9 protein-coding genes are annotated in these 11,716 nt (G+C 66.5%); 5 read left to right on the top strand and 4 right to left on the bottom strand.

The annotated features are described in order from the left end of the window. Nucleotides 1–155 precede the first annotated feature (155 nt). Both acnA and SMA01S_RS23305 read left to right on the top strand, forming a co-directional pair. Nucleotides 156–2,846: an aconitate hydratase AcnA gene (acnA, locus tag SMA01S_RS23310; protein WP_066827792.1), complete on the top strand. Its 2,691-nt coding sequence runs from the start codon at nt 156–158 to the stop codon at nt 2,844–2,846. 326 nt (nt 2,847–3,172) lie between these two features. Continuing rightward, nucleotides 3,173–3,865, top strand: coding sequence for a hypothetical protein (locus SMA01S_RS23305; protein WP_157094116.1), 693 nt, complete (start codon nt 3,173–3,175; stop codon nt 3,863–3,865). Here SMA01S_RS23305 and SMA01S_RS23300 read toward each other — a convergent pair. From SMA01S_RS23300 to SMA01S_RS23285, 4 genes are all read right to left on the bottom strand, one after another. After that, entirely contained in the window at nt 3,862–5,553 is a 1,692-nt protein-coding gene (locus SMA01S_RS23300; protein ID WP_066827790.1) for a putative bifunctional diguanylate cyclase/phosphodiesterase, read from the bottom strand. The two genes, SMA01S_RS23305 and SMA01S_RS23300, sit on opposite strands and share 4 nt — an antisense overlap. Nucleotides 5,554–5,626: 73 nt before the next feature. Further along, nucleotides 5,627–6,205, bottom strand: a complete 579-nt coding sequence (locus tag SMA01S_RS23295; RefSeq protein ID WP_245649421.1) for a Smr/MutS family protein — start codon at nt 6,203–6,205, stop codon at nt 5,627–5,629. After that, entirely contained in the window at nt 6,183–7,436 is a 1,254-nt protein-coding gene (gene mltA / locus SMA01S_RS23290; protein WP_066827788.1) for a murein transglycosylase A, read from the bottom strand. Before mltA ends, SMA01S_RS23295 begins: the two co-directional genes overlap by 23 nt. 254 nt (nt 7,437–7,690) lie before the next feature. Further along, complete coding sequence (locus SMA01S_RS23285) at nt 7,691–8,338, bottom strand: Tim44/TimA family putative adaptor protein (RefSeq protein ID WP_157094115.1); 648 nt, start codon at nt 8,336–8,338, stop codon at nt 7,691–7,693. Between the two features lie 178 nt (nt 8,339–8,516). Here SMA01S_RS23285 and secB point away from each other — a divergent pair, with 178 nt between their 5' ends. Genes secB through trpS form a run of 3 tightly spaced genes read left to right on the top strand, consistent with a single transcriptional unit; the run spans nt 8,517 to nt 11,688 of the window. Beyond that, entirely contained in the window at nt 8,517–9,032 is a 516-nt protein-coding gene (gene secB / locus SMA01S_RS23280; RefSeq protein ID WP_066827786.1) for a protein-export chaperone SecB, read from the top strand. A 40-nt stretch (nt 9,033–9,072) separates the two neighbouring features. Then, entirely contained in the window at nt 9,073–10,671 is a 1,599-nt protein-coding gene (murJ, locus tag SMA01S_RS23275) for a murein biosynthesis integral membrane protein MurJ (RefSeq protein ID WP_066827785.1), read from the top strand. A gap of 9 nt (nt 10,672–10,680) precedes the next feature. Next, entirely contained in the window at nt 10,681–11,688 is a 1,008-nt protein-coding gene (gene trpS / locus SMA01S_RS23270) for a tryptophan--tRNA ligase (RefSeq protein ID WP_066827784.1), read from the top strand. Nucleotides 11,689–11,716 lie beyond the last annotated feature (28 nt).

The following is an 11,716-nucleotide window of genomic DNA, read 5'->3' as shown; positions in this document are numbered from 1 at the left end:
ACCCTTCCCCCACCCCCTCCCCCCTGCTATCGGCCCTCGCGACTCACGCATTCGCCCGTCCGGGCGCGCTCGCGCGGGACGCCGGCCTTCTCGGCCTCAGGCGCCCGCCTCCCCGCCGCGCCCGCGACCGGCCACACAGGGAAAGGACCCTTTGAATGACCGCCATCGGCCAGGACACGCTCGGCACCCGCGACACGCTCACCGCGGGCGGCAAGAGCTACGATTATTTCTCCCTGGCCAAGGCGAGCGCCAAGCTCGGCGACATTTCCCGCCTGCCCTTTTCGATGAAGGTGCTGCTCGAAAATCTGCTGCGGTTCGAGGACGGCGTCACCGTCACGCCGGAGGATTGCCAGGCGATCGTCGATTGGCAGAAGAACCCGGTCGCGCCCGATCGTGAGATCCAGTACCGCCCGGCGCGCGTGCTGATGCAGGATTTCACCGGCGTGCCCTGCGTGGTCGACCTGGCGGCGATGCGCGATGCGATCACCAAGCTGGGCGGCGACGCGGCCAAGATCAATCCGCAGGTTCCCGTCCACCTGGTCATCGACCATTCGGTGATGGTCGACGAGTTCGGCACGCCCAAGGCGTTCGGCGATAACGTCGACCTGGAATATGCGCGCAATTTCGAACGCTACGAATTCCTGAAATGGGGATCGAAGGCGCTCGACAATTTCTCGGTGGTGCCGCCGGGCACCGGCATCTGCCACCAGGTGAACCTGGAATATGTCGCGCAGGCAGTGTGGTCGTCGAAGGAAAGCGGCGAGCGCGCCACCGCGGGCGCGACGATCGCCTATCCCGACACGTTGGTCGGCACCGACAGCCACACGACGATGGTCAATGGCCTGGGCGTGCTCGGCTGGGGCGTCGGCGGGATCGAGGCGGAAGCGGCGATGCTCGGCCAGCCGGTGTCGATGCTGATCCCCGAAGTGGTCGGCTTCAAGCTGACCGGTGCGCTCAACGAAGGGATCACCGCGACCGACCTGGTGCTGACCGTGACGCAGATGCTGCGGCAAAAGGGCGTGGTCGGGCGGTTCGTCGAATTCTATGGCCCCGGCCTCGACAGCATGACGCTGGCCGACCGCGCGACGATCGCCAACATGGCGCCTGAGTACGGCGCGACCTGCGGTTTCTTCCCGATCGACGACAAGACGCTCGATTACATGCGCCTGACCGGCCGCCCGGACGAGACGATCGCGCTGACCGAGGCCTATGCCAAGGCGCAGGGCATGTGGCGCGACGCGGGCGCCGCCGACCCGATCTTCACCGACTCGCTCGAGCTCGACATGGGCGAGGTCGTCGCCAGCCTGGCCGGGCCGAAGCGCCCGCAGGACCGCGTCAGCCTGAACAAGGTCGACGAAGTGTTCAACGGCGACCTGACCAAGCTCTACAAGAAAGAACGCCCGGAACGCGTCGCGGTCGAGGGCAAGGATCACGATATCGGCGACGGCGACGTGGTCATCGCCGCGATCACCAGCTGCACCAACACCTCCAACCCGTCGGTGCTGGTCGCAGCGGGTCTCGTCGCCCGCAAGGCCCACGCCAAGGGCCTGAAGCCCAAGCCCTGGGTGAAGACCAGCCTGGCGCCCGGATCGCAGGTGGTGACCGACTATCTGGTCAAGGCGGGGCTGCAGGCCGATCTCGACGCGATCGGGTTCAACCTGGTCGGCTATGGCTGCACGACCTGCATCGGCAATTCGGGGCCGCTTGCCGCCCCGATTTCGGCCGCGATCAACGAGAACGACCTGGTCGCCGCCTCGGTCCTGTCGGGCAACCGCAATTTCGAAGGCCGCGTCAGCCCCGACGTGCGCGCCAACTTCCTGGCCTCACCGCCGCTGGTCGTCGCCTATGCGCTCAAGGGCACGGTGACCGAGGATATGGTCGAAACCCCGATCGGGCAGGACCAGCAGGGCGTCGACGTCTATCTGAAGGACATCTGGCCGACCAACCTGGAAATCGCCGACCTGATGGCAGCCAACATCGACTCCGGCATGTTCAAGCATCGCTATGGCGCGGTCTATGAAGGCGATGCCAAGTGGCGTGAGATCGACGTGCTGGGGTCGGACACCTACACGTGGCGCGCCGGGTCGACCTATATCCACAATCCGCCTTATTTCGAGGGCATGGGGATGACCCCGGCGCCGGTCGCCGACATCATCGAGGCGCGGCCGCTGGCGATCCTGGGCGATTCGATCACCACCGACCACATCTCGCCGGCCGGATCGATCAAGGCCGACAGCCCGGCGGGCAGCTTCCTGCAGGAGCATCAGGTCAGCCGCGCCGACTTCAACTCCTATGGCGCGCGCCGCGGCAATGACGAAGTGATGGTGCGCGGCACCTTCGCCAATATCCGCATCAAGAACGAGATGGTCCCGGGCGTCGAAGGCGGCATGTCGCGCTATGACGGCCAGGTCCTGCCGATCTATGACGTGGCGATGAAGTTCAAGGCCGACGGCGTGCCGATGGTCATCGTCGCGGGCAAGGAATATGGCACCGGATCGTCGCGCGACTGGGCGGCGAAGGGCACCAATCTGCTCGGCGTCCGCGCGGTCATCACCGAGAGCTTCGAGCGCATCCACCGCTCGAACCTGGTCGGCATGGGCGTGCTGCCGCTGCAATTCGCCGAAGGCGTGACGCGGCAGACTTTGGGCCTGACGGGCGACGAGACCTTCACCATCCGCAACGTCGCCGGCCTGCGCCCGCGCCAGGATGTCGAGGTCGAACTGACCCGCGCGGATGGCTCGACGGAGACCTTCACCACCCGCTGCCGGATCGATACGGTCAACGAGCTGGAATATTTCCTCAACGGCGGGATCCTGCAGTACGTGCTGCGCAAGCTCGCGGCGTAAGGTAGCGGTCGTATGACGCGAAGGGCGCGGGGCGACATCGTCCCGCGCCCTTTTGTTTGCCCGGCGCTTACCCACCCGTCATGCCGGACTTGTTCCGGCATCCAAGGAGCCGCGAAGGCTTAAGCCTGTGGCGCGTTGGACCCCGGCACAGGGCCGGGGTGACGATGACATTGGCGGAGCCTTCGAGCTGACCGGAGCCACCTGGCGGCCCGGAAAGCGCGGCAATCAAAAGAGAAATTCGACGACGCCCCGGGCCGATCACCGATTGACGGCGCGCAAGCCCTCCGGCCATAGCCGCCCCTACCCCTGGCATGGAGACGACGCGGATGGGTGCGATATCGGCGGTCTTCTATTTCCTCAGCCAGCATCCTTTCCTGGCGATGCCGCTCTATCCCCTGGCCGCCTGGGGGATCGGCGCGTTGCTGGCGCGGTTGACGCGATGGAGGGGGTGGATGTTCCTGGGCGTGATCGGGCTGATCCTCGCGGCGGTGAGTCCGTTCTTCGCCTCGGCGGTGAACGCGATGTTCCTCAATGCGGTCGGGACCACCGGCACGGCGGTGATCGTCCATTCGGAGGAAACCAGTTCGACGCTGAACGACAGCAATATCTGGTATTACGAGGCCGTCCTGCGGACGGCGGACGGCCGCAACGTCGAAACCAGCTTCGACACCATGTCGGCGTCGCTCTATCCGTGGCGCAACGAGATCGCGATCCCGCCGGAAGGCGAGCGGTTCGTCGTCAAATACGTCCCCAGCTTCCCGCGCAACATCGCGATCATGGTCGACCAGTCGCCTTATGGACGCCAGCGCCTGATCGCCCGCGACCGCGAGCCGGTAGAGACTGCCACGGCGAAATTGGCGGCGGCGCCGGACGACCCGACGTTCCGCGACGACCTAAGGCAGGCGCTCCGCGGGTTCATCGCCCGCCATGCGACGGACGCCGATCCGGCGCTGATCGCGACCTATCGCGCGCGGCTGGCGGCGTTGGAGGCGGGATCGGCGACCGGGCGGCGGGATTAGCCCGCCAGCGCTTCGCCCTTGCCCCGCTCGCTCGCCTCGCGGCGCGCCCAAGCGATGAAGGCTTCCTCGTCCATCGGCTGGGCGACGACATAGCCCTGGATCACGTCGCAGCCGATCACGCGCAGCACATCGGCCTGGTCTTGCTCCTCGATCCCTTCGGCGACCGCTTCGCAGCCCAGGCCGTGGATCAGGCCGATCACCGATTGCGCGATCAGCCGCGTCTCGCGGCGCGTGGTGACATGTTCGATCAGGCTGCGATCGAGCTTGATGCGGTCGATCGGCAATTGGCGCAGGCGCGACAGGCTGGAATGGCCGGTGCCGTAATCGTCGATCGCGATCGTCGCGCCGTCCGTGCGCAGCGCGGCGATCGCCTCGATGACGTCTTCCGAGCAATGCATCGCCAGCGTTTCGGTGATTTCGAGCTCGAGCAACCGCGCCGGCGCGTTGCTCGCCAGCATCGCTTCGCGCAGGCGGCGAAAGAACATCGCATGGTCGAGCTGGCGCTGGCTGATGTTGATCGCCAGCCGCTGTTCGACGCCCAGATCGGCCCAATGGCGGATCGTCGCGGTGACGCGGCCGATCACCCATTCGCCGATCTCGACGATCAGCCCGGTTTCCTCGGCGCGGGGCAGGAAGCTGCCGGGCAGCTTGACGCCTTCGACCGGGTGCTGCCAGCGCAGCAGCGCTTCGGCGGCGACGATGCGGCCGTCGGTCAGCGACACCTGGGGTTGGTAGACCAGAGTGAATTGGTCGCGATCGATCGCGGCGCGCAGATCGACTTCGAGCTGGGCGCGGTCGGCGAGTTCGGCGGCCAACTCCTCGGAGAAATTCTCGGCGCGGCCGCGGCCGCTCGCCTTGGCATGGTACATCGCGGCGTCGGCGGCGCGCATCAGGTCGTGCAAGGTGGTGCCGTGATCGGGGCGAATCGCGATGCCGATCGACGCGCCGATCTCGATCTCGGCCCCGGCGATGTCGAACGCCTCGGTCAGGGCGAACAGCACGCCGCGACCGATCCGCGACGCTTCGCGCGCATCGTCGAGCCGGGGGAAGAACATGGTGAATTCATCACCCGCCAGGCGGCCGATCAGCGGCTTGTCGGTAACCTCACCGATCGAGACGCTGTCGGCGACCGCGCGCAGGCGATTGGCGACCATGCCGAGCAACATGTCGCCGGTGGCATGGCCCATCGTGTCGTTGACCGCCTTGAAACGGTCGAGATCGATGAACAGCAAGGCGGCGATCTGGCCGATCGGCATCTCGGCGAGTTGACGTTCGGCCGACCGGCGGAAATGGGTGCGGTTGGGCAATGCGGTGACGGGATCGAACATCGCCAGCCGGTGGACGCTGTCCAGGTTCGCCGCGACTTGCTGGAACAGACCGTGCATCGCCTCCGCCAGATGCGGGACGGCGGCGCCGATATCGTCGGGAATGGGGCTGTCGAGATCGCCATGCGCGGCCTTGGCGAGGCGGGAGATGGCGGAATCGATCGCCGCAGCGGTCGATGCGATCGAACGCTCGGCGGCGGCCCAGGACAGCACCGAACAGACGATCGCCGGGATCAGCGCGCGGCCCATCGTATCGGCGCTGAGCTGGCCGTGCGCGGTCGCCAGCAGCGCGAGGATGAACACCACCGCGCCGGCGCACAGTGCGAACACGATCGCCCGGCCTTTCAGCGATGTTGCTTCCATTGCGCCCGAACAATCCCCGTCTGGCGGGCTGTCGAAGCGCCCCCGATGAAGACAAGTTTATGACGGGAAAGGGTTAAGAAATTCGTGCCCCGCGGGGTCTGCGCAGCACAATATATAGTGCTCCAGACCCACCATGGCGCGGGTTGGCGCCCCTCACCGCGGCGATTGAATCGGCGTGGCGCGAGGCGTGCAACCAGTCGCCTGCCGCCGCGCGGATCGCGCCGCGCGCATGCGGCCGCTCGCTATCGGGCCGCGGCGGCTTACCGGTGATCAGCAGGATGACGCGGTCGCCGCGCGCGATCGAGCGGCCCAGCGCATCGTCGAGCATCGCATAGGCCGAATTGAGCGTATGGCCGTGCAGGTCGACCGTCGCGTCGGGCTGGACCATGCCGCGCGACAGCCGCTTGTCCCAGCTGCCGTCGAGCGTGGTGCCGGGAGTGGGAGCGGGTGCGACCTTCTTAAGCCCCTCCCCCTTGGGGGAGGGGTTGGGGTGGGGCCTGGCAACGGGCTGAGAAGCTTGCGGCACTGCCCCACCCCCAACCCCTCCCCCAAGGGGGAGGGGCTTTGTCTGTTCGCGGCCCGGCATCGGCTTCACCGTCGCCATCACGCGCGCCCATAAAGCGCGCTCCTCAGCGCTGAGGCGTCGTTCCACCCCTGCCTCCCTGCAGGCGAGCGAGCGTGCCGACCGGCACGAGCAGGAACGCGGTGCCGCGTCCCGACATGCCGCCAGCAATCGCCTCGGCCTCCTTGCCCGCGCCCCAGAAGGTATCAACGCGATTGGCGCCCTTGATCGCGCCGCCGGTATCCTGGGCGATCCACAGGCCGGTCGCGTCGGTGCGGTCCATCGACAGGAAGACGGGGGCGCCCATCGGAATGAACTTGGGATCGCTCGCGACCGTCACGCCGCCGGTGACCGGCAACCCCATCGCGCCCAAGGGCGGGCCGTCGAGCAGGCGGAAGAACACATAGCTCTTGTTGGCGCGCATCACCTCGCGCCCCTCGTCGGGATGCGCGCGCAGCCAGGCGACGATGTCCTGCATCGTGGCATGCCCCGGCTGGAGCATCCCGCGGTCGCGCATCAGTGCGCCGATCCCGGTATAATCGCGGCCATTCTGGCTGTCATAGCCGATGCGGATGGTCGACCCGTCAGGCTGGCGCAGCTCGCCCGATCCCTGGACCTGGAGGAAGAACAACGCGACCGGATCCGCTGCCCAGGCGATGATCGGCGCCTGGGTCATCGCGCCATTCTCGATCTGGGTGCGGTCGTAATAGGGGACGAAATTCTTGCCCTCGACGCGACCGCGGATCGACTTGCCCTTGAGCGCGTCGGAGAATTTGCCGAGGTCGACGTCGATCAGATCGGCCGGGCGGCCGTAGATCGGCACGTCATAGCCTTTGCGGCGTTCGCGCGATCCGGCGATTTCGGGAATGTAATAGCCGGTCGCGAACGCCTTGCCGTCGCCGACCTGCACCGTCTCGAAATTGGTCGCGAAGAAATCGGCGGCATCGCGGTCGCTGACCGATTGCGCGGCGTTGCAGGAGGGTGCCCAGTCTGCACCGCGAGTCAGCCCGGATTGGTCGGTGCGGCGGACGAGTTCGCGGCAACTCAGGCGGAACGCGGCGAGCGCGCGCGCGGCACGTGATTGGCCGATCCCCAGGCTCGACACCGAGGGTCCCGCGACGACGCCCGCGCCTGCCGCATTCGCGCCGGCCGGCACGATGGTCGGGTTGGCGACGGGCGGCAGCGGCTTGGCGGGAGTTGGTTTCCTGACCGGGGCGGGAAGCGACGATGTGGTCGTCGACGGCGGCACGATCCGCCCGCCGCACGCAGACACAAGCAGCGCCAGGCTCGTCATTACGATCAGCTTGCGCGCGACGGCCATTGCGAAAACCCCTTTACTCGATTTGGGTATCGCTAATGACCGGTCGTCCCCTGCGAAACAAGCTCGGGAAGACGATCAGAATCTTCCCTCCCTGCTTGCAGGGAGGGGATCAAGGGGTGGATCGAGCGTCGGGCGAGGCTCGATGCCTCGTCCGATGCTATTTTGGCGGTCGGCTAGTGAGTCTTTTTGAGCGCGCAGACGCGCGCACCCACCCCCAACCCCTCCCTTGCCGGGGAGGGGAGTCCGCGAAGCCCTCAGGCCTCGTCGGTGTCGGCGAGCTTCCAGTCGGGGTCGCCGCTGCGCAGCGGGCGCGTGAAAGTCCAGACGTCGTGCGTCTCGACCGCGTCTGTCAGCGAGCCGGCGACGACATTACCCTCGGCATCGCGGGTCACCGCAGCGATATCGGCATCGAACGCGACGGTCACGCGCGCGGTCTTGTTGTCGACCGAGGCGTCGGTGATGATCGCTCGTTCGATCGTGACCAGCCGGTTGTCGAGTACGTGCCCGGCCTCCTTGCGCGCCTTGATCGCCTCGACAAAAGCGTCGCGGACATGATCCTCGGTCAGCCAGCCGAGCGTTTCCTCATCGCCCTTCCAGAACGCTTCGAGCACCATGCGATAGGCATTCTTGGCGCCGTCGAGGAAACCGGCGACGTCGAACGACGGGTCGGCATGGATCAACGCGCGCAAGCCGCCCTGCGCCGCGCTCTCGATCGTGCGCGGGCCGGCGTCGCGGAAATCGGGGCGTGGCTCGGCGTTGCGCGCCAAGGTCAGCGGCGGGCCGGGGCGTTCCTCGGCGGGATTGCGCAGCACCGGCTCATGCCCGGTCCGCTTGCCGAGCACGGCATACAGACGCAGGCCCAGGAACAGGGCAACCATGGCAAGGATAACGATATAAACCACCGGGCCTCCAATTTGACCGCTATGCAACATAGGCACAAGAAACGCGCTATTCAAATGTTCCCGTATGCGACCCGCCGTTGAACTGCCACGATCCCCCTGCTAGTCGCCGCTCACTTCGCGCGAGCCCACGGGCCTGACCCACGCGAAATACCCATTCAAGACGAGAAAGCTACTCATCATGGACGATCAGGACACCTCCGGCGCAACCGACGCCACGCTCCCGAATGGCGCCGATAACGGCCCGGCCATCGGCATGATTTCGCAATATGTGAAGGACCTGTCGTTCGAGAGCCCGACCGCGCCGGCGGTCTTCAGCTCGGAGAATCAGCAGCAGGCGCCGCAGATGGACGTCGAATTCGGCATCGGCACCAGCCAGGTCGGCGATGAATTCCACGAAGTGACGCTGAAGATCGAGGTTCGCGCCAAGATGGGTGACCAGACCGCGTTCATCGTCGATTTGACCTATGCCGGCCTGTTCGGCGCGCGCAACGTGCCCGAGGAGCATCTTCGCCCGTTCCTGCTCGCCCAGGCCCCGACCCTGCTCTTCCCCTTCGCCCGCCGCATCGTCGCCGACGTGACTCGCGACGGCAATTTCACGCCGCTGCTGCTCGATCCGATCGACTTCGGTACTTTGTACCAGCAGCAGCTCGAGGCGCAGGAACAGCAGGCCGAGGGCGTCGTAGGTAACGCCTGACGCTCGCCGGCCCGGCGGGGACTCCGGCGGAGACAGGGCCATGAACCTGGCGAAATCACTGGGATCGGTCGGCGGGCTGACGCTCGTCAGCCGCATCCTGGCGCTCGTCCGCGACACGTTGCAGGCAACCTATGTCGGCGCGACCTTTGCGTCCGACGCCTTCTTCGTCGCGTTCCGCCTGCCCAACATGTTCCGCGCCTTGTTCGCGGAAGGCGCCTTCTCGGCCGCGTTCATTCCGATGTTCAACCGCAAGGTCGGAGAGAAAGGCGAGTTGTCGGCAGGGCTTGCCTTTGCCGAAGCGGCATTGGCGGTCCTCCTCCCGTTGCTCTCGATCTTCACGATCGTGATGCTGGTCGCCGCCTGGCCGGTGACCTGGGGCCTGTCGGGCGGGTTCAAGAACCCGACGCATGACCAGTTCGCGTTTGCGGTCGAGCTGTCGCGCTATACCATCCCCTATCTGATGCTGATCTCGCTGGCATCGTTGCTCGGCGGGATCCTCAATTCGCTCAACCGCTTCTGGGTCAACGCCGCGGCACCGATCCTGCTCAACATCTCGATGGTCGGCGCCTTGTGGTTCTTCCACGGCTCGGGCCCGGACGCCGCGTACGAAACCGCGCGCGCGCAGGCGATCTCGGTGTCGGTCGGCGGCGTGCTCCAGCTCGCCTGGCTGCTGTTCGCTTGTCGCCAGGCCGGCGTCAGCCTCAAGTTCCGCAAGCCGGTGATCGACGACGACATGCGGCAATTGCTCAAGTTGATCCTGCCCGCCGCGATCGGCGCGGGTGCGGTGCAAGTGAATCTGGCGATCTCGACCGCACTAGCCGGCCGCCTGCTCGACCAGGGATCGATTTCGTACATCTATTATGCCGATCGGCTGAACCAGCTTCCGCTCGGCATGATCGGCATCGGTCTCGGCACGATCTTGCTGCCGACCGTCTCGCGCCTGTTGTCGACCGGCAAATATGACGAGGCGATGGACACGCAGAATCGCGGCATCGAGCTCGCGCTGTTCCTCACGCTGCCGGCGACAGTCGCGTTCATGGTCGGCGCGGAGCCAATCATCCGCGGGCTGTTCCAGCACGGCGCCTTCACCGCGGCAGCGACCACCGCCAGCGCGGGCGCACTCGCCGCTTTCTCGGTCGGGCTGCCTTCCTATGTGCTGGTCAAGGTGCTGACGCCGGGCTTTTATGCCCGGGAGGACACCAAGACGCCGGTCCGCTACGCCATGATCTCGGTCGCGGTGAACCTCGTCGGCAATCTAATCCTGATCCCCACTATCCATCATATGGGCCCGCCCCTCGCCACCGCGATCGCGTCGTCGGTCAACGTCGGCATGCTCTATTGGACGCTCCGCAAGCGCGGGCATTTCGTGACAGATGCCCGATTGCGTCGTCGCGTGCCGCGCTTGCTGCTGGCGGCCGTGTTGATGGGCGTCGTGCTGTGGCTGGTCGGGCCGCTGGTGAACCCCTACCTCACCGGCAGCCTGATCCGGCGCGGGCTTGGCCTGACCGCGCTGGTATCGGCGGGCGGCGCGGTGTACGCGGTCGCCTGCTTCGTCACCGGGGCCTATCGCCTCAGCGACCTCAAGGCATTGCTCGGTCGCCGCCGTCCGGCCAAGGCGACCGGCCAGGAACAACTCTAAGGAACTGTCATGCGCGTCGTTTCCGGCATCCAGACCACCGGTCGCCTTCACCTCGGCAATTATCTGGGGGCGATCAAGCAGTGGGTCGCGATGCAGGATGAGGTCGCGGCGGCCGGTGGCGAGTCGATGTACTTCATGGCCGACTTGCATGCGCTGACCGACCGCGTCGCGCCCAAGGAGCTTGCCGACAACACGATCGAGATGACGGCGACGATCCTCGCCGCCGGGCTCGATCCGGAGAAGTCGATCATCTGGAACCAGGCGCGCGTGCCCGCGCATAGCGAGCTGACCTGGTTGCTCAACAATGTCGCGCGCGTCGGCTGGCTCAACCGCATGACCCAGTTCAAGGACAAGGCCGGCAAGGATCGTGAAGGCGCCAGCGTCGGGCTGTACGATTATCCCGTGCTGATGGCGGCGGATGTCCTGCTCTACAAGGCGACGCATGTGCCCGTCGGCGACGACCAGCGGCAGCATCTCGAGCTCGCCCGCGACATCGCGACCAAGTTCAACAACGATTACGGCGTCGAGCTCTTCCCGCTGCCCGAACCGATGATCAGTGTCGCCGCGCCGCGCATCATGAGCCTGCGCGACGCGACCGCCAAGATGTCCAAGTCCAACCCCTCCGACATGACGCGGGTCAATCTCCGCGATTCGGATGACGAGATCGCGCAGAAATTCCGCAAGGCGAAGACGGACGCGGAACCGCTTCCCGATACGGTTGACGGGTTGGAAGAGCGGCCCGAGGCGCGCAACCTGGTGACGATCTACGCCGCGCTGGCGGACATCGCGCTGGCCGACGTGCTCGCGCAATATGGCGGCCAGGGCTTCGGCCAGTTCAAGCCCGCGCTCGCCGACCTGGCGGTGACGAAGCTCGGGCCGATCCGCGATCGACTGGTGCGCCTGCTCGATGATCGGGCGGAGGTCGTGCGGGTGCTGGAGCGCGGCGCCGAGCGCGCGCGGGCGATTGCGGCCCCGGTGCTGCGTGCGGCGCAGGATGCGATGGGGCTTCAGCTTTAGGGTGCTACTTTCCCTCTCCCCTTGTGGG

Origin of the sequence: Sphingomonas mali NBRC 15500 (assembly GCF_001598415.1) — a bacterium.
Lineage (GTDB): Bacteria > Pseudomonadota > Alphaproteobacteria > Sphingomonadales > Sphingomonadaceae > Sphingomonas > Sphingomonas mali.
The sequence above is the reverse complement of the archived record's forward strand: the minus strand, read 5'-3'. Positions and strand labels throughout refer to the sequence as shown.

What these genes read in the sequence shown, in the direction of transcription:
- acnA (WP_066827792.1), top strand. Translation starts at nt 156, where the DNA reads ATGACCGCCATCGGCCAGGACACGCTCGGCACCCGCGACACGCTCACC.
- mltA (WP_066827788.1), bottom strand. Translation starts at nt 7,436, where the DNA reads ATGGCCGTCGCGCGCAAGCTGATCGTAATGACGAGCCTGGCGCTGCTT.
- SMA01S_RS23300 (WP_066827790.1), bottom strand. Translation starts at nt 5,553, where the DNA reads ATGGAAGCAACATCGCTGAAAGGCCGGGCGATCGTGTTCGCACTGTGC.
- trpS (WP_066827784.1), top strand. Translation starts at nt 10,681, where the DNA reads ATGCGCGTCGTTTCCGGCATCCAGACCACCGGTCGCCTTCACCTCGGC.
- SMA01S_RS23305 (WP_157094116.1), top strand. Translation starts at nt 3,173, where the DNA reads ATGGGTGCGATATCGGCGGTCTTCTATTTCCTCAGCCAGCATCCTTTC.
- murJ (WP_066827785.1), top strand. Translation starts at nt 9,073, where the DNA reads ATGAACCTGGCGAAATCACTGGGATCGGTCGGCGGGCTGACGCTCGTC.
- secB (WP_066827786.1), top strand. Translation starts at nt 8,517, where the DNA reads ATGGACGATCAGGACACCTCCGGCGCAACCGACGCCACGCTCCCGAAT.